The following is a 17,903-nucleotide window of genomic DNA, read 5'->3' on the forward strand; positions in this document are numbered from 1 at the left end:
GTCCGGTGCTTTACAAGCCTGAACGATCTGCTGTTTAAATTCAGCACTGTATGTTCTTCGTTTTTTCGCAAGAGATGCGATGGATGTCTGATGATTTGTAGTCATAAATTTTAGTCCCCACTTGTTTCTAAGTGGGGACTAAATTAAGGCTTATAGGATGAATTCAGAAGGTGTGTTCAGCGGACGCTTACTTAGATATTCATTATAGTGGTCAAGTTTCATGGAATATCCAACATGATTATTTGGCACAATTAGAACGCCTTAATGCTGAAAATATTGCACAAGCATTAGAGGTAGATCATTTACATCATGCTTTTCGGCGTATAGAGAACAATACAGCTAGTTTTGATGATTATGAGTTAGTTGAAAATACCTGGGATTTACCACAAAAATGGCAAAATATACTTGAAAATGCTGACTTACCTACGGATTTGAACTTTCCAACAGAAAAACTGAGTGAAGGACAAAAAACAAAGCTGGCTTTATGTCGTTTGTTTTTAAAAAAGGATCACTATCTACTTTTAGATGAACCAAGCAACCATTTAGACTCAACATCTAGACAATGGTTAATTGAGAGTATTTTGGCACACCCTAGTGGTGTATGCCTGATTAGTCATGATCGCCAATTACTCAATCAAGTCCAACATATTTATGCTTTAACTGAATTAGGCTTACAACACTACAAAGGTAATTATGAGCATTACATTCAACAGCATCAGCTACACATGGATGCATTAACTCAGTCTATTAATAATGAGAAAAAAGAATTAAAGCAGTTAAAACAACGGCAACATGATAGCTTAATGAAAGCGAATAAACGTCAATCTAAAGGCAATGAACTTCGTGATTCTAATTCTCAAGCAAAGATTTTTCTAGATTTCAAAAAGGAAAATGCTGGACAAAGCTTAGGTAAGCTACGTGCCCAACAAACTCGACAAACTGATGATTTGAAAAATAGTCTGATTAATAGGCAGACCATTGTAGAAAAAATCAAAGCTCAGAAGTTTGAATTCCACTTACAGAGTACGAAGCAAGGAGAGATTTTAAGAATTCATGATTTAAAGCTACCCCATACAGCAACAAATAAAATTAATTTTGCATTGAAAGCTGGCGAAAAAATCCATCTTAAAGGTGCTAATGGAATTGGTAAATCAACCTTATTGAAATTGATTTCTACCCATCAACGTGATGATATTTTCTTTAGTGGAACATGTTTGTATTTAGATCAAAACTTTAGTTTATTAAATAATGATTTATCCGTAATCGAAAACCTTGCACTTTATAACTCCAATCTTACTGAAGTTGAGTGGAGAAATTTGTTAGGTCAGTTACGTATTCGTCGTGAAAAAGCTTTATTAAAACTATCAGAACTGAGTGGTGGTGAAAAATTGAAAGTCGCATTATTAGCAATGAGTCACTATCCTGATGGTATTGATTTATTATTGCTTGATGAACCAGAAAATCATTTAGATATTGAGTCTAGAGAGCTTCTATCGCAGGCTATTAGCCAATATCAGGGCGCTGTAATTTTAGTTTCACATGATCATTTTTTTGTTGAACAGTGTGAAATATCTGAAGAGTATTTAATTGAGTAAAATGACATTTTCAAATATATAGATTTATTAGTTCTACTAAAATTAACATAATACACCTTATACGCAATACTTTTTAAATTGTGTTATAATTCAATGTGTTGATTTCAGTTTTATAGCCCACTCACCCTCGAATGGGCTTTTTTTATGATTGTTCACGTTCCACGCCTATTCTTTGATCAATGTTCCACGGTTTTATTTAATGTTGCTGAACAATCAATGGATACCAGTAAAGCCCTTTAGGTCTTCTGTTGCTTCAAATATAAAGTCTATCGATGACATTTTCATTTTTCAAATAGCGATAGACAGCCTGTCTGCTAATACCAAAAGCTTTAGCTAAATCGACTTTCGATGGATATTTCCCTTCTTTCCAGGCGTGTCGTAAAGCTTCAGCCTGCTCTTGATTTAACTTATGGACTCGACCTTTATATTTACCTTGAGCCGCTGCAATCTTAATCCCTTCTTTTTGGCGCTCTAAAATAATCTCTCGTTCAAATTGGGCAAAAGCCCCCATAAGTTGCTGAGTATTCTTATGTAAACCTACCAGTTATTCTTATTCAAATCCTGCCACTCATTTTGGATAGTAGTAGGCCATTGATTTTCTATTCAAATAATTCAAAACAAAATATCCAAATTTGAATCTTGAAGCACAATCTTAATCTGCTATAATTTGTACATCAAATTGATGTACTTGTTGGGTGGGATATGACTAACTTAGCAACGGAACGAATTAATATTCGTTCAACAGTAGATGCAAAAAATGTAATTGAACAAGCTGCGAATTTATTGGGACTCAGTGTAAGTTCCTTTATGCTTCAATCCTCATTTGAAAGAGCAAAAGAATTACTTAAATCTAATTATGAGTTAAAAGTAAATAATGCTGATCGAGATATGTTAATGAACATACTTGAGAACCCACGCCCTGCAAATGATGAGATGAAAAAATTAATGAGTTTATTAGATGAAAATTGAGGTTTTACAAGCCCATCATCAGAAAAAATCATTTAATTGCGGGCAAGATGATTTAAATAAATTCATAAAACAGTATGCATCCCAACATCAGAAATCAGGAACAAGTAAAACGTATGTTGCTATTGATGATGATCTACAAGTGAGAGGGTTTTATTGTTTATCCAGCACATCCATAGGATTTGATGTAGTTGATACTGTGCTTACTAAACGATTACCTCGTTATCCGCTCCCTTGTGTAGTTGTAGGTCGCTTTGCCGTTGATCAAACCGTTCAGGGGCGAGGAATTGGGAAAGTGCTTTTAGCCCATGCTCTTAAACAAGTTTCAACAGTTGCTCAAATTATTGGTGTTAATTTTGTTGTAATACATGCTAAAGATAAAAAAGCGATGGAGTTTTATCAGCGTTTCGGCTTTATTTCATTAACATCAAATCCATTAACATTAATATACCCAGTGAGTGAAATACCTAGTTTCAATTGAAAGTGGTCTACTAGCAATAGGAGTGACTGGTAAACTGCTTACAGGAATTAGTGGCTGATTTATCCAATAATCTGCAAGTTGCAACATCAAATTATCCATCGGGGTGGCCTGAGCCGTAAATGTAATATTCTCTTTCACAAACTGAATAGCCACTCCCCTTTTTACAAGCTGATCAACCTCAGTCACTAAATCTTTAAGACTCCTAGCGAAGCGATCCATAGAGTGCACAACAATCATGTCACCTTCACGGACATAGCTGAGCATTTCCTGAAATTTAGGACGGGCTGTATTTTTTCCTGAAGCTTTATCGACAAATAATCGGTCTACTTCAATTCCCTCAAGTTGGCGTCCAATATTTTGGTCAATAGAGCTGACTCTGACATATCCAACTTTATGACCTTTCATATTGTTATCTACTAGATGACTATTTCTGCTTATTGTAACTAATGAATCTTAATCTTAAAAGTTACATGTAACGTATGTATGAATTTCATTTAAATGAGACATGTATTTTACAGCTTTCACAGTGTAACTTTAGGGTATACTTTAAAGTTACACAAAACATCTATATGAAGACTAAAGTCCAAATTAGTGTTTATGTTGGTTCAATGTATTACATTTCGTATTTTCTATTTGTAACGTAATTTCAGTAATATTATGATTATGTTTTAGAACTTCTAAGGCCTTTTGATAGAGTTGATCTGTATTGCTATTCGGAGCAACCAAATGAGCAGTTAAATGAATATTTCTTGAGGATATAGCCCAGACTTTCAACTGATGAATCCCTTCAACGCCCTCTAGCTTCAATAAATCATTTCTTAACGACTCAATATCAATCTCATCAGGAACTCCTTCAAGCAGAATATGAATACTTTGTTTTAATAAAATCCAAGTTCGAGGTAAGACCCAGAAGCCAATTAACACAGCGATTACGGTATCAACCCACATCCACTGGGTAAAATAAATAACTATTCCTCCGATAATCACGCCTATCGATCCTAGAGCATCACTAAGAACTTCTAAATATGCACCTTTTATATTTAGACTTCCTTCAGCACTAGCAGAAAGGATTTTCATTGAAATCAAATTTATGACCAAACCAATGACCGCGACAATCATCATTCCAACACTTTGAATTTCAGCAGGATTCGTAAAACGTTGATAAGCTTCATATACAATATATATTGCTACCACAAAAAGCATCACCGCATTAAACAGAGCCGCTAAAATTTCAAATCGCTGATAGCCAAAAGTTCTTTTATCATCTGCGGCTTTTTTACCAATTTTGATAGCGGCAAGAGCAATAGCTAAAGCGGCTACATCAGTAAACATATGAGCTGCATCAGATAACAAAGCCAAACTTTGGGTAATAAAAGCAGCGACAACTTCTACTATTAAAAAAGTAGTCGTTAAACCTAAGGCAACCATTAACTTCTTACTATTTTCTTCAGTAACAACCGCATGGCTATGATCATGATGTTCTGACATAAAATATTTTCCTTATTCTATTTATGATGAGCAGAGATATTGGATAACAGCCAATATCTCTGCTGTAAATCGACTAATCTATTGGATTAAGAAACTTTCTTTTCATTTATCCAACGATAAAGCACGGGTAACAGCACCAAAGTTAGTAATGTTGAAGAGATAATCCCGCCAATCACTACGGTTGCCAGTGGCCGTTGAACCTCAGCCCCTGTTCCGGTTGCCAGCGCCATTGGTACAAAACCCAGTGAAGCCACACAAGCTGTCATCAACACTGGTCTTAAGCGCAAAATAGCCCCTTGCCACACGGCTTTATGCACTGGATATTTGTCCCTTAATTCCTTAATAAAGGTCAGCATTACCAGTCCATTGAGGACTGCAACACCAGATAAGGCAATAAAGCCAATTCCAGCTGACATCGATAATGGAATATCCCTTAGCCAAAGGAACAGCACACCACCGGTCAAGGCAAAGGGTACCCCGGTAAAGACCAATAGACTTTCTTTGACATTGTGAAAGACCGCCATCAGTAAAATAAAGATAGTGATTAAAGCCAGTGGAATCACGATTTGCATCCGTGCTTTGGCTGAAGCCAAATTTTCAAACTGACCGCCATATTCTATCCAATAACCACTTGGCAAAGTGTATGCTTTGAGCTGTGTCTGTACATCAGAAACAAAAGACCCTAAATCACGCCCTTCAACATTCGTTGTAACCACAACTCGGCGTTTACCATTTTCTCGACTGACTTGGTTGATTCCTTCAATGGTCGAGACTTGCGCGACATCCGACAATAAAATACTGCCACCATTTGGAAGCTGAATAGGTAACTGGGAAACAGATGCGACACTACGGTCTTGCTCTCCAAGACGGATAACAAAATCAAAACGACGATCGCCTTCTAAAATCTCTCCCACGCTTTGTCCACCAATACTTGCAGCCACCACATCCTGAATAGATTTCACACTCAAGCCATACTGGGCAGCTAAAGCTTTATCAATCTCTACATTGAGTAAAGGCAGACCCGAAGTTTGTTCAACTTTCACCGCACTGCTACCTGCGACTTGCTGAATGATTTTCGCGATTTTTGCAGCCTCAGTATTCAAAACCTGCATGTCATCACCAAAAACCTTCACCCCCACATCACTGCGTATACCTGAAATCAGTTCATTAAAACGTAGCTCAATAGGCTGAGAAAACTCACTGTTATTGCCGGGAATTGTCGCAAGATAAGCTTCCATTCGGGTTCGAAGTGCATCTAGGCTTTCTTTTGAATCTGGCCATTCCTCACGTGGTTTCAGCATGATATAACCATCGGAAATATTCGGTGGCATCACATCTGTCGCCACTTCAGCAGTCCCGGTACGGGCAAATATAGCTTTAATTTCGGGAAAGTTTTTCAGTAAAAGCTTTTCGGTATTTTCCTGAATACGTAAAGACTCTTCCAAGCCTGTGCTTGGAGAACGTAATTGCTGTACCGCAAAATCACCTTCACTCAGCTGGGGTGCAAACTCACTGCCAATCTTCGTGCTGAGCAGACCCGTAATGACCAAGAGACAAATGGCAAAAGTTAAAACCACCGCTTTGTAATGATAGGCTCCATCCAATATCTGTTGATATCGGGTTTTGAGCCAGATCATCCAACGGCTTTCCGTTTCTTTGATCTCCCCTTTAACCCATAAAGCAACTGCAGCGGGCACAAAGGTGATCGATAAAATAATAGCTGCCACCAGTGCGAGAACAACGGTTAAAGCCATCGGATGAAATAGTTTTGCTTCTACACCACTTAAAGCAAAAATCGGCAAATACACCACCAAAATAATAAGCTGACCAAAAATAAGAGGACGACGTGCTTGGCGGGCAGCCAGAAAAACTTCCTTAAAGCGTTCACTTTGTGTGAGAGGTCGTTTTAACAGTTGCTGTGTATGGGCTAAACGCCGGATACAGTTTTCGACAATCACCACAGCACCATCGACAATGATGCCGAAATCGAGTGCACCTAAACTCATCAGATTGGCACTGATATTTTTCTGTGCCATCCCGGTTAAGGTAAACAGCATAGAGAGTGGAATGACACAGGCAGTAATCAAGGCAGCACGGATATTCCCTAAAAACAGGAACAGAATGATGATGACCAGGATTGCTCCCTCTACCAAGTTTTTCTGAACGGTTTTAATCGCCTTCTCAACCAAGGTAGTACGGTCGTACACCGTTTCAATCACTACCCCTTTAGGCAAACTATTCTGAATATCTTGAAGCTTGGCATCCACAGCTTTAGAAACAGTCCGGCTATTTCCACCCATCGCCATCATGGCAATCCCTAAAACGGTTTCTTTGCCGTTATAGGTTGCCCCACCGGTTCTTAAATCATGCCCAATAGAGACTTGCGCAATATCACCAACCCGAATTGGGCTGCCATTTGGGCTACCCAGCATGGTGTTCTCAATATCAGAAAGCCCATTGAATGTACCCGGTACACGTACCGTCAGTTGCTGACCATTGTCTTCAATATAACCTGCACCTCGGTTCTCATTATTTTGCGCTAAAGCCTGTTGCAGTTGTTCTAATGAGATATTCAGTTGCTGCATCCGGTTTAAATCGGGAGAGACCACATAGGTTTTTTCAAAACCACCAATACTGTTGACCTCTGCAACTCCCTTAACACGTTGCAGTTGAGGACGCACAATCCAGTCCTGAATCTCACGCAAATCCATCGGCGTGTATGCAGTTCCATCCGGCTTTTTCGCATTCGGATCTGCCTTCAGTACCCATTGATAAATCTCACCGAGACCCGTAGAAACGGGGGACATCGTCGGTGCGATTTGTGCAGGCAACTCAGATTGCGCCTCCTGTATCCGTTGGTTAATCTGCTGACGGGCCCAATAAATATCAGTCCCATCTTTAAAGACAATGGTGACTTGAGAGAGTCCATAACGGGATATGGAACGGGTAAGCTCCAGATCCGGAATGCCAGCCATGGCATTTTCAATGGGATAGGTAATCCGCTGTTCGACTTCAAGCGCAGTAAAACCCTTGGCTTGAGTATTAATCTGGACTTGGGTATTGGTAATATCGGGTACAGCATCAATCGGGAGTTTCTGATAGCTATACACCCCGACCGCAATCCAGGTACAGACAAAGAGCAACACCCAAATCGCATTTTGTATGGAAAACTGAATGATTCGTTCGAATAAACCTTCTGGTTTTGGCAGATCAGAATTAATGTTCATGGCCTGCCTCGTCTTTTTCTAATTCAGATTTCAACAAGAAACTGCCTTGAGCGATATACTTCTGCCCTTCAGTCAGCCCAGAAATCACTTCAAGCCATTGTCCATCACTTGAAGCCTGCCCCAATTGCACTTTCTGTGCTTTTAAGTGGACTTGACCTTTTTGTTCTGAATCTACGATGAAAATACTGTCTTCACCTTCAATACTTTGCAGCGCAGACTTTTGAATCCGAAGGGCTGATTTTGCTGTAGCTTCCGGAATCAACACTCTCACTAGCACATTAGAACGCAACTCAGTAGCTTGCGCATCGAGTTTTGCGCGCACCACCAGACGCCCTGTTTGTACATCTGCCTGAGAGGTTAAGCTTTGTACAGTAGCTTTATAGATTTGATCTGAATCATTCACTTTAAAGTCAATTTTTTGCCCGGCTTGCAGTTGACCTGAGAATTGATTCGGCAAATTAAACTCAAGCCATAAATCTTTCAGCTGTTCAATGACAAAGAGCTGATTAGCCAGTTGCACATTTTCACCGACCACAATATCTTTTTGACTGATCACCCCAGAGATCGGTGCTTTAATCAGAAAACGCCCATTGTTATTGCCACTTGCACCTAATGCATTTAAACGTGCTTGTGAGGACTGGACAGTAATCTGCGCTTGACGGTAGGCATTTTCGGCACGCTGGTAATCCTGTTTGGCAGAAATCCCCTGTGACCAGAGTTGCTGTTCGCGCTGGTAATCTTTACGGGCCAAATCCAGATTCACCTGTGCCATACGCAGATTTGCCTGTTGGTCGATCAGTTCAGGCACGATTAGTACAGCCAGCGTTTGTCCTTTTTGCACGCTCTGTCCTAAAGCCACATTGACCTGCTCGACATGACCACTAAAATTAGGCGATATATGCGCTTGTTGATCGGTATTCACCACCAATTTACCTGGCAGGGTTGTCAGCTTTTCAACCAATCCTGTGGATGCAACAGCAACTTTTAAACCTTGTTCAACCATTTGTTGGCTGGTCAGTTGTATTTCGCCTTCTTCAGCATGTCCTTCTTCAGAACTATCTTCATCAGAATGTTCGGCATTTCCCTCATCATGACCATGCCCCTCAGATTCAGTTTTTTTTGAACTTAACCAAATAACCAGACTGACCAAGACCGTAATCAGAATCAAAATTGCAATCATGAGAGACTGGGATATTTTTCCGTTTTGCTTGGCGTTCATTTTATCGTGCTCCCCCATTGATTAAATTTTGCGATGCTTCGACTGCCTTTTTATTCAGTTGTGTATAGGCATCCGAACGGCTAATTTCTTCATAACTTGTGCCAATACTGAGTGCCTCAGCTGCGAGGGCAGTTTGCCAAGCTTGACGTAGAATTTGTAATTGACCCAATCGAAGATTCTGCAGTTGGGTGGTTGCTTGTTGAACGTCGGTAATGGACAGTTTCCCTGCCTGAAACCCTTGTAAAGTACGGCTCTGAACTTTGGTCGCCAAAGTAACTTGTGCTGTTGTGGCATCGAACTGGCTACGTAAACCTTTGAGCTGATGCATGCTGTTGGCAATATTGAGTATTTGTTGCTTCAGCTCACGCTGCTGCTGTTGGTTCAGCAATATTTGCTGTTGCTGGACCATCGGGATCGCATATTGCTGGCGGTTGAAAATATTCAGTGGAATAGCCACGCCGATTGCCAAAGTCGTATCGTTGCTTTCATTAGGGGTTTTGCTACGTTTCATGCCTACATTTAAAGTCGGATTGGGACGTGCCTGAATTCTTAAATTTTCAATTTGATGATCCGATTGCTGAATGTTCAAGGCATAGAATTTTTCTAGCCACCCTTCAGCAATATACCGTTGCACAGTTTGGAGACTTTGCTCTGGCCAAGGGATAGCGGTTTTATTCAATTGAAGATGTGAAGATGTTTCTCCCCCCCACAAATTAGACAGCTGACGACCGGCAGCTTGTTTATTCAGCATCGCTTGCTGATAAAGTCGTTGGATTTCTAGCGCTTCAATTTGGGTACGCTCAAAATCAACCAGGGCAATACTGCCTGCCTGATAGCGTTTCTGGGCACTGTCCAGATTGGCTTTACTTGTTTTTAACTGTACTGAATAAGCAGACTGCTCAACCTCAGCAAGTGCAAATTGCGACCATGCAAATTTAACAATCAGTTGGCTTTGTGCCTTCCATAATTGCTGTTGCAATTGGATTTGTTGATTCGAGGTATTGGCAATCACCCGGTTCAGCTTACGCTGACCAAATAGATCTAGAGGTTGACTAACGCCAACATTGAATTCCTGTTCTTGACCTGAGCCAAAGCCAGACTGTTCTAAACTTATACTTGGATTCTGCCATAACCGACTTTGCTGAATATTCAATTCAGATATTTGCTGAACTTGTTGCCACAGCTTGTCTTGAGTCTGGTAACTTTGTACTTTTGCTAAAGCGGATTCAAAGCTGGTAACGTTTTCAGCATAGCTATATTGCATAGCCGCTGCACATATACAAGCAACCAAGCTATGACGCAAGAGTATAATTGATTGTGAAGACATGATTTTTCCCACTTATTTAAATAATAAAAGTGGTGGGAATGTTTTAGGCTACCCCACCATGAGCGGGGAAAATTCGGGAGGTGGGCTTTGTTGAAACAGGTCAGGAGCCTGATAGCTGTTTTTCCAATGAAATTGTGGATTCACTTTAACTTCAGAGCTTGGATGAAACACATCTACTTTTTCATTTTGTACAATCAAATGCGTCATCGATGGTAGATGATCTTGATGATCTTCACCGATTTCTAAATCGCTACTGAATGTTTTTATGTTTTCTGACTGTCCATTATGATCGTGTTGACGACTATCGCTGGCACACAAGGTATTTTGGTGATGACCAAAATGATAACTCTGCTGTGATTGAGGCTGTTGTTCATGGACACAAAAGGCCGCCGCCACATTCCAAAAGCTTTGGAACATGAACAATCCAACCAAGACTGTAATCCATGTAGTAGAACGCATCATCATAACAATCGAAAAATTTGTACCAAGTATAAGGCTTAGAGCCACTCCAAGGTCAAGCTTAATAAATTAAATTAAACATTCAATGAACACTGAATAGCCGGCACTTTTGCAAATTTACCTTGTCTCTATAAGCTCACATCAATTTCAGGTAAGAATAACAATAGATAGTGAACCGTACCGGGTTTGTCGGAGACTTTTTATTTAAGTTAGGCCACCGGTAATCCTCCCATAAATAACCGAAGTTAAAAGTAGAGGTACACATAAGTTAAAATTTTATAGAATTGCTTGAGTTCAAAATCTCTAATTAGCATGTATTGAAAACATGAATATTTATCTAAAAAGAGAACTATTTAACATCATGGCTGTTATACGCAATAAAAAAACCTGGGCACCAACCCAGGTCTAAAATTTAAAAAACAGATAAATATCAGTGCAATAAACTCATTTTTCTAATTTCGCATAACGTGTATTATGTTAATTTTAGAGAAACTACTAAATTATATTGGGTTGTAAATATTTGAAATTCCGTTAAGATATTTTGGATTAAATTCTATTCCTAGATAGCATTCGTGTTGACTCATCTCTCCAAAAAACTTTGGTTTTGTTTTCTTATGGTTTTTGCCATAGGATGGAGTAGTGTGTCTGTTGCATCAGTAAAGATAATGCATATCAATATGCAAACTGAAATGAGCCAAGATCATTGTTTAGATCAAGCACAGCAAGTCACTCAACATGGTATTAATCACGAAGTACAGACGAATACCGATTGCCATAATCATTTAGCTCTTAATCAGAATATAGATCACAAAAAGTGTCAGGAATGTTCTAGCTTATCCTGCCAGACACAGATCTCATGTCTTCATTCTTTGCAAAGCTCGCTAGATCCCCTAGATACCTTCTATTCTATAGATCAGCCTAATTTTTATTACCCCAACCAATATCTAAATGGGTATTGGCAAGAAATTTCACGTCCTCCTAAAACTTAACCATTTTTTTTAAAATTTATTTATTTTTCAAAAATTAAGGTTAAGTTATGTCTCATAAAATTAGTTCGTACCTATTAGCAGGTATTTGTTTTGCATCGTCGCCTTTGGTTTTTGCCGAAGTGCGTGAATATCAGCTTGTTATTGATGAAGCAGTGGTCAGCCCAACTGGAAAGCCTGTAAAGCGCATTACCGTAAATGGTCAATTTCCTGCGCCTTTGCTTGAGTTTGAAGAGGGTGATGAAGCCATCATTCGCGTGAAAAATAATTTAAAAAACCAAGATTCTTCTATTCATTGGCACGGACTGTTGTTGCCGGGCATTATGGATGGTGTACCGGGATTTAATGGTTTTAACGGTATTAAGCCTCAAAGCGAGTATGTTTATAAATTCAAGATTCGCCAAAGCGGGACTTATTGGTATCACGCTCATTCTAAAGGACAGGAACAGGACGGCTTATATGGTTCTTTTGTGATTTATCCAAAAGGTAAAACACCATTGGCAGCACATGAAAAAGCTGAACGTGACTATGTGGTGATGTTGTCAGATTTTCATGAAAAAACCAGTGATCAAATTCAGAAAGATCTTAAAATTTCAGCTGAATATTATCAAGATCAGCGTGAAACCTTGGGTGATGTTTGGAAGCAGGTTAAACGTGATGGCATAAAAGCGACATGGTCTGACCGCAAAATGTGGAATCAGATGCGTATGCTAAAAACCGACATGTCGGATGTTACAGGTTATACCTTCCTCATTAATGGCAAAACACCTGAACAAAATTGGACAGGAATGTTTAAACCGAATGAAAAAATTCGCCTACGTTTTGTGAATGCATCTGCGATGTCTTTCTACGATGTCCGTATTCCTAACTTGAAAATGACTGTGGTCAGTGCTGATGGTCAGCCTGTAAAACCTGTTGCTGTGGATGAGTTTCGTATTGGCACAGCTGAAACTTATGATGTGATTGTGGAGCCAAAAGGCGGACATTATCAAATTGAAGCTGAGTCAATTGACCGTTCAGGCTATGCGATTGGTACACTGCACAATGAACTAAATCCTATGACACATGGCATTCATATGCCTGCACCACGTCCACGCTCACTTTTGACCATGGAAGATATGGGACATGGTGGTGGTGATCATGCAGGAATGGATCATTCGAAAATGAACCACGGCAATATGCAAGGCATGGATCACTCGAAAATGGATCATTCAAAAATGAACCATGGCGATATGCAAGGCATGGATCACTCGAAAATGGATCATTCAAAAATGAACCATGGCGATATGCAAGGCATGGATCACTCGAAAATGGATCATTCACAGCATGGCACAGCAAAACCACAAGAAAATGATCAAGTGGTTTATGGTTGGGCAAATGCATCTACACCTGCGGGCAATAAAGCCTTGCAATATAGTGATTTAAAATCTTTAGAACCGCAAAAAGATACTCGTGAAGCTAGCAGTGAATTAGTAGTGCGTTTGGGCGGTACTATGGAGCGTTATATTTGGACGATTAACGGTAAAAAATTCAGCGATGCTGAGCCATTAAAAGTGAAGTATGGCGAGCGTATCCGTATCAAATTTATTAATGACAGTATGATGGCGCACCCCATGCATTTACATGGCATGTTTATGCAGTTGGAGAATGGTCAAGAGTCGGTAGATATGCCGAATAAACACACATTGATTGTACCACCGGGTAAAACAGTCACTGCTTTATTAACTGCGGATGAGTTGGGCGAATGGGCAATCCATTGTCATTTGTTGTATCACATGAGTGCAGGAATGATGAACAAGTTGATCGTGGCAAATGTTAGCGATGAACAAGTGTCTACAACGCCAATTCAAGGTACAAATTCGACTCAAACTCACCAAGTAACTGAGCAAAAAGGAGCTGGACATGCACATCACTAATTTTGTATTTAAAGCGTTTTTTTCTGTTGCGGTATTGAGTTTAACAAGCTTAAGTTTGGCGCACGAAGGGCATCATTCAACTGCTCAGACTGATGGAAAAAATGTACCATCAATGAATCATCAAGCGATGTCTGAGATGGATCATTCACAGCATTCTCCACAAGAGCATGCACAACACATGCAGATGATGGGGAAAATGAATCATGCTGCACATTCAGCACCGATGAACCATCAACATGCAGGTCATCAGCCAATGCATCACAAATCAACAGAGAAACAGCAAGATCAAAAAGTACAGAAAGGAGATCAACATGCGCACCATTAATCTTTTTTCTAAAACTGTTTTAGCAAGCTCTTTGTTGATGGTCAGTGCAGTGAGTTTGGCACATAATGGTGAAGATCATAGTGCGCCTGAAAAAATGACAGTTGCTACATCTTCTAGTCAAAATCAGCCGATGCAAATGGATCGCTCTCAAATGAACCATAGCCAAATGAATCAGGCACAACATCAGGCAACATCTACGGTTAATCATTTACATCATGTACCAGATGCGAATGCTCAGCAGAGTTCGCATTATGATCATCGCTCAGAACACGGTGCGCAAATTTATGCGATTACGACAGTGGACAATAAGTGGCTTGTCAATGAAGATGGCACAGGTGATTTAAAGTCAGAGTTTGAAACCCGTATTGGCACAGATGAAAATAAGCTTTTTATTAAAATTCATGCCGATAAAGAAGAATCGCATGATGCACATTATGATGCCAAACTTTTATATAGCCGTATGATTTCAGACTTTTGGGATGCACAGATTGGTGCACGTTATCGTAGTGAAAAAGTTGAACTCAATGATCATCGCAAAGACACCGAAGAAAATGTTGATGCGGTGATTGGCTTACATGGTATGGCGCCATATTTCTTTGAAACTGATGCTTATCTCTATGCGGGAGAAGACAATTATGCGGGCTTTAGCCTAGAAACGGAACGTGATTTTCTGATTACGCAAAAGTTGATTATTCAACCTTATTTAGAGTTGGATGCTATCTTTAGTGATGACTCTAAATATGCGAAAAAAACTGGTTTAAGCAGTGCAACCGCAGGGTTTGAAACTCGCTATGAAATCAGTAAAAAGATCATGCCTTATATCGACATTGCCTATGAGTATTCAAAAGGTAATGATGAAACGTCGTGGCAAATAGAATCAAACTCTGAGAAAGGTTGGTTATATGGAGCTGGTGTTAGATTTAGATTTTAATTAATTTAATGATTACTAAATAGCTTTATTTAAATAAAACTCTAGCTTAATGTGGCCGGAAGCAAAATGTTAACTTATTTTGCTTCCTTCCATTTAACATAATGGCTGTTATACGAAACGAGAGTGTTAGAACCCATTTAAAGTGTCTATATTCTCACCAATAAAAATGTCCGGTTTCTCCGAGGTAAAATATGACTTTTGAACAAAAATAAGCCATTGTTTATTCTTTTTATTTCCAACAAAATTCCAGAACTCATCTACTTCGAGAGATTCATAATGACTTTGCTGAGGCTGAATTTCATAGGTTGATTCAGTTAAAGTACGTAAAACTTTACCGATACTGATGCGCTCAACTTCAGCAATATCTCGTATACCGCTGCCTCTGACCATCAACTGTAATATTTTACGAGTAATACCTGACTTACATCCTAGATAGCTCAGTGCATGATCACCAATAAACTGACGTTTACAGTCTTTGCACTGATAGTTTTGTTTCCCATCTACTTTGATACCATTTTTCTTTATACTATCACTGAGGCAGGTTGGACATTTGATTGCTAGAGTTATTTGCATTTCTCTATTTTATCAAAATCCAATCGGCTTTTTCTTCAGCATACTTTTTGAAACACTACCGAGGAGATTATTTATGACATTTAATAACAATGAAAATACACGTGTGTGGTTTATTACAGGTGCAAGCAGTGGACTAGGATACGAATTCACAAAAAAAGCATTGGAGTCAGGAGAGAAGGTTGTTGGTGTTGCTAGAAATATTGAAAAACTGAATGAGTTAAAATGCCAGTTTGAAGGAATGTTACTTCCTTTAAGTCTTGATGTTACTGATAGAAGTGCTGTTTCGACTACAGTGGAAACTGCCATTAAACATTTTGGAAGACTCGATATTGTCATTAACAATGCAGGGAATATGGTAATGGGAATGATTGAAGAATTTAGTGAAGATGAAGTTAGAAGCCAAATGGAAACTAATTTCTTCGGTACAGTATGGGTAAGTCAAGCTGTTATGCCGTACTTGCGGGCACAAGAATCAGGTCATATTATCCAGATATCTAGTATTGGTGGACTGATTAGTGGTCCAATGTCGGGAATCTATAGCGCTAGTAAATTTGCTTTAGAAGGATTTAGCGAGGCTTTAGCACAAGAAGCTGCACATTTTGGTATAAAAGTATCTATCGTAGAACCTGGAGGTTACTGGACGAATCTATACTTAAAAATGAGTTTTACTACACAGAAAAAAGAGTATGATTCATTACGTGAAAAGTTGGCCCAACAATATTCAAACGAATCGGTGGATAGTGATCCTAAGTTAGCCGCCGAAGCTATAATGAAACTGGTTAATAGTGAGAATCCGCCTCTCCGATTAGTTCTGGGAAGCCTTGTATATGATTTAGCTGTTGAAAATGCAGAAAAACGTATATTTACATGGAAAGAGTGGGAATCAGTCAGTCGTTCTTCGGAACATGGGATTCCTGCACCAGAAGGATACGGAATAATTGAGGAATAGAAACCCTAAGAAATAAACTCTCTAAACTACAAAAACTAATTAATGATTTAATATGTTTATTAACTTAATCGCTAGAAAGGGAGGCGATTGTATGGAATTGATAAAAATGAGAGGAATAGAAAAATATTTTGGAGGCAAGCTTCTTTTTACTTTTGATAAATTAACTGTTTTTAAGAACGATATTATTGGTGTAGTCGGGTTAAACGGAAGTGGAAAAACGACGTTGTTGGAGATCATTAACAATGATATAGCTCCTGACAAGGGAAATGTTGAGGTTAAGGGAGATATCTCTTATTATAAACAATTCGGTCAATACCACGAATCAGTAGATTCTTGGCAATTGAAAGAATTTCGCTCCAGCTCAACAATATCTGAAGGTTGGTTCAGTGGTGGGGAAAAAACTCGTTTACGTTTAGCTGAGACTTTTTCTAAGAGTAGTTCAATACTTTTACTAGATGAACCAACAGCGAATTTAGATACTAAAGGGATTCAATTGCTAAAGCGAAATTTAGGAAAATATAACACAATGATGATTATTAGCCACGATACAAATTTATTAGATGAATTGTGTAATCGAATTATTGAGATTGACAACAATACCATTAACTGTTTTGACGGGAATTATACTGCATATAAACAGCAGAAGGAACATCAAATTCACACTGAGAAAAGAGAATATGAAAATTATCAAGCAAAGAAAAAGCAACTAGAGGAAGCTTATTTGCAGAAAAAAAGGCAAGCTGAAGCGATAACAGATAAGCCAAGGAATATGAGTAATTCTGAAATTAGAGCTAGAAGTTTCATATCTACTTACAAGTCTTTTGGAGGGCGACAAAAAGCAATAGCAAAGCAAGCAAAAGCCGTGCAATCACGAATAGAGCAGTTAGATGTAAAAGAACAAGTCGAAGAACAGGCAAATATTCGAATTAATTTTGAGCTAACAAATCCCCCGAAAAATAAAATATTAATTCGTGGTGAAGAAGTAACTTTTGGATATGATAATCATTTGATTTTTAATCATGCCTCTTTTGAAATCCGAAACAAACAAAAAGTTGCTGTATTGGGGGATAATGGAAGTGGTAAATCTACTCTTTTTTCTTTAATCAGAAATAAGTATGAAGGGATCTATGCTGTACCGAAATTAAAAATTGGTTATCTGTACCAAGAGTTTGAAAATTTGCAGCCAGATAAAACTTTACTGGAGTCTGTCTTGTCTGACAGTGTACAAGAAAATCAGGTGGTGTTTCAAAAAGTATGCTGACATTAAATGAAGCCATTATTGATGTAAAAAAAGGTTAAGTCGAAAGCTTTAAAATGGTTTTCAATCTTTTTTGGGCACTGTTGCAAATAGAGATTTGAGTCGATGATGTTCCCTTTAAAAAGTGCTTAGAGACCGAAAACCCTGTTGATTAGACACACTTCACCCTGAGGCTGACCATAATAAAATGACGATGCTTGTCC

Annotated in this window: 13 protein-coding genes and 4 pseudogenes; 8 read left to right on the forward strand and 9 right to left on the reverse strand. The window is 38.9% G+C overall.

The window, feature by feature from the left end:
* The first annotated feature begins 242 nt into the window (after window positions 1-242).
* Window positions 243-1,595 carry an ATP-binding cassette domain-containing protein gene (locus FTU03_RS14750; protein ID WP_218949867.1) on the forward strand — a complete coding sequence of 451 codons (1,353 nt, stop codon included), beginning with the start codon at window positions 243-245 and terminating at the stop codon, window positions 1,593-1,595.
* Window positions 1,596-1,848: 253 nt separating this feature from the next.
* Here the strand turns inward: FTU03_RS14750 and FTU03_RS14755 are convergent.
* Window positions 1,849-2,112, reverse strand: a pseudogene (locus FTU03_RS14755) (helix-turn-helix domain-containing protein); the annotation flags it as partial.
* Window positions 2,113-2,297: 185 nt separating this feature from the next.
* Between FTU03_RS14755 and FTU03_RS14760 the strand changes: the two are divergent.
* Window positions 2,298-2,564, forward strand: a complete 267-nt coding sequence (locus FTU03_RS14760; RefSeq protein WP_004733309.1) for a DUF1778 domain-containing protein — start codon at window positions 2,298-2,300, stop codon at window positions 2,562-2,564.
* A complete protein-coding gene (locus FTU03_RS14765) occupies window positions 2,554-3,042 on the forward strand; it encodes a GNAT family N-acetyltransferase (protein ID WP_004733307.1) in 489 nt (162 codons plus the stop codon). The genes FTU03_RS14760 and FTU03_RS14765 overlap by 11 nt, the downstream gene beginning before the upstream one ends.
* Window positions 3,043-3,117: 75 nt before the next feature.
* On the opposite strand, the pseudogene FTU03_RS14770 reads toward FTU03_RS14765, so the two are convergent.
* The 6 genes and pseudogenes from FTU03_RS14770 to FTU03_RS14795 form a co-directional block, all read right to left on the reverse strand.
* Window positions 3,118-3,447, reverse strand: a pseudogene (locus FTU03_RS14770) (recombinase family protein); the annotation flags it as partial.
* 183 nt (window positions 3,448-3,630) lie between these two features.
* Complete coding sequence (locus tag FTU03_RS14775) at window positions 3,631-4,530, reverse strand: cation diffusion facilitator family transporter (RefSeq protein ID WP_005028603.1); 900 nt, start codon at window positions 4,528-4,530, stop codon at window positions 3,631-3,633.
* A gap of 86 nt (window positions 4,531-4,616) precedes the next feature.
* Window positions 4,617-7,757 carry an efflux RND transporter permease subunit gene (locus tag FTU03_RS14780; protein ID WP_096902762.1) on the reverse strand — a complete coding sequence of 1,047 codons (3,141 nt, stop codon included), beginning with the start codon at window positions 7,755-7,757 and terminating at the stop codon, window positions 4,617-4,619.
* Window positions 7,747-8,976 carry an efflux RND transporter periplasmic adaptor subunit gene (locus FTU03_RS14785; RefSeq protein ID WP_016658777.1) on the reverse strand — a complete coding sequence of 410 codons (1,230 nt, stop codon included), beginning with the start codon at window positions 8,974-8,976 and terminating at the stop codon, window positions 7,747-7,749. The genes FTU03_RS14780 and FTU03_RS14785 overlap by 11 nt, the downstream gene beginning before the upstream one ends.
* A 1-nt stretch (window position 8,977) precedes the next feature.
* On the reverse strand, window positions 8,978-10,303 hold the full coding sequence (locus FTU03_RS14790) for a TolC family protein (RefSeq protein WP_035269736.1): 1,326 nt from the start codon (window positions 10,301-10,303) through the stop codon (window positions 8,978-8,980).
* A gap of 48 nt (window positions 10,304-10,351) precedes the next feature.
* Window positions 10,352-10,768: a cation efflux protein, CzcI-like gene (locus tag FTU03_RS14795; RefSeq protein ID WP_227591103.1), complete on the reverse strand. Its 417-nt coding sequence runs from the start codon at window positions 10,766-10,768 to the stop codon at window positions 10,352-10,354.
* A 1,030-nt stretch (window positions 10,769-11,798) separates the two neighbouring features.
* Between FTU03_RS14795 and FTU03_RS14800 the strand changes: the two genes are divergently transcribed.
* From FTU03_RS14800 to FTU03_RS14810, 3 genes are read left to right on the forward strand one after another with little or no spacing between them, the layout of a single operon-like run.
* The gene (locus FTU03_RS14800) at window positions 11,799-13,664 is read left to right on the forward strand and encodes a copper resistance system multicopper oxidase (RefSeq protein ID WP_104988058.1); all 1,866 of its coding nucleotides are present in this window, start codon (window positions 11,799-11,801) and stop codon (window positions 13,662-13,664) included.
* On the forward strand, window positions 13,651-13,989 hold the full coding sequence (locus FTU03_RS14805) for a hypothetical protein (RefSeq protein ID WP_004897649.1): 339 nt from the start codon (window positions 13,651-13,653) through the stop codon (window positions 13,987-13,989). The genes FTU03_RS14800 and FTU03_RS14805 overlap by 14 nt, the downstream gene beginning before the upstream one ends.
* Window positions 13,976-14,920: a copper resistance protein B gene (locus FTU03_RS14810; RefSeq protein ID WP_154320112.1), complete on the forward strand. Its 945-nt coding sequence runs from the start codon at window positions 13,976-13,978 to the stop codon at window positions 14,918-14,920. The genes FTU03_RS14805 and FTU03_RS14810 overlap by 14 nt, the downstream gene beginning before the upstream one ends.
* A 204-nt stretch (window positions 14,921-15,124) precedes the next feature.
* On the opposite strand, the pseudogene FTU03_RS14815 reads toward FTU03_RS14810, so the two are convergent.
* Window positions 15,125-15,493, reverse strand: a pseudogene (locus FTU03_RS14815) (IS1-like element ISAba3 family transposase); the annotation flags it as partial.
* 73 nt (window positions 15,494-15,566) lie between these two features.
* Here FTU03_RS14815 and FTU03_RS14820 point away from each other — a divergent pair.
* A complete protein-coding gene (locus FTU03_RS14820) occupies window positions 15,567-16,442 on the forward strand; it encodes an SDR family oxidoreductase (protein WP_078081115.1) in 876 nt (291 codons plus the stop codon).
* Between the two features lie 91 nt (window positions 16,443-16,533).
* Window positions 16,534-17,703 carry an ATP-binding cassette domain-containing protein gene (locus FTU03_RS14825; protein WP_179989164.1) on the forward strand — a complete coding sequence of 390 codons (1,170 nt, stop codon included), beginning with the start codon at window positions 16,534-16,536 and terminating at the stop codon, window positions 17,701-17,703.
* Between the two features lie 125 nt (window positions 17,704-17,828).
* On the opposite strand, the pseudogene FTU03_RS14830 reads toward FTU03_RS14825, so the two are convergent.
* Window positions 17,829-17,903: pseudogene (locus FTU03_RS14830) on the reverse strand (IS6 family transposase); the annotation flags it as partial.

It is taken from the genome of Acinetobacter sp. YH12046 (assembly GCF_013419905.1).
Lineage (GTDB): Bacteria > Pseudomonadota > Gammaproteobacteria > Pseudomonadales > Moraxellaceae > Acinetobacter.

Coding starts and splice junctions, on each gene's coding strand:
- FTU03_RS14760 (WP_004733309.1), top strand. CDS start 2,298: ATGACTAACTTAGCAACGGAACGAATTAATATTCGTTCAACAGTAGAT.
- FTU03_RS14765 (WP_004733307.1), top strand. CDS start 2,554: ATGAAAATTGAGGTTTTACAAGCCCATCATCAGAAAAAATCATTTAAT.
- FTU03_RS14775 (WP_005028603.1), bottom strand. CDS start 4,530: ATGTCAGAACATCATGATCATAGCCATGCGGTTGTTACTGAAGAAAAT.
- FTU03_RS14780 (WP_096902762.1), bottom strand. CDS start 7,757: ATGAACATTAATTCTGATCTGCCAAAACCAGAAGGTTTATTCGAACGA.
- FTU03_RS14785 (WP_016658777.1), bottom strand. CDS start 8,976: ATGAACGCCAAGCAAAACGGAAAAATATCCCAGTCTCTCATGATTGCA.
- FTU03_RS14790 (WP_035269736.1), bottom strand. CDS start 10,303: ATGTCTTCACAATCAATTATACTCTTGCGTCATAGCTTGGTTGCTTGT.
- FTU03_RS14795 (WP_227591103.1), bottom strand. CDS start 10,768: ATGATGATGCGTTCTACTACATGGATTACAGTCTTGGTTGGATTGTTC.
- FTU03_RS14800 (WP_104988058.1), top strand. CDS start 11,799: ATGTCTCATAAAATTAGTTCGTACCTATTAGCAGGTATTTGTTTTGCA.
- FTU03_RS14805 (WP_004897649.1), top strand. CDS start 13,651: ATGCACATCACTAATTTTGTATTTAAAGCGTTTTTTTCTGTTGCGGTA.
- FTU03_RS14810 (WP_154320112.1), top strand. CDS start 13,976: ATGCGCACCATTAATCTTTTTTCTAAAACTGTTTTAGCAAGCTCTTTG.
- FTU03_RS14820 (WP_078081115.1), top strand. CDS start 15,567: ATGACATTTAATAACAATGAAAATACACGTGTGTGGTTTATTACAGGT.
- FTU03_RS14825 (WP_179989164.1), top strand. CDS start 16,534: ATGGAATTGATAAAAATGAGAGGAATAGAAAAATATTTTGGAGGCAAG.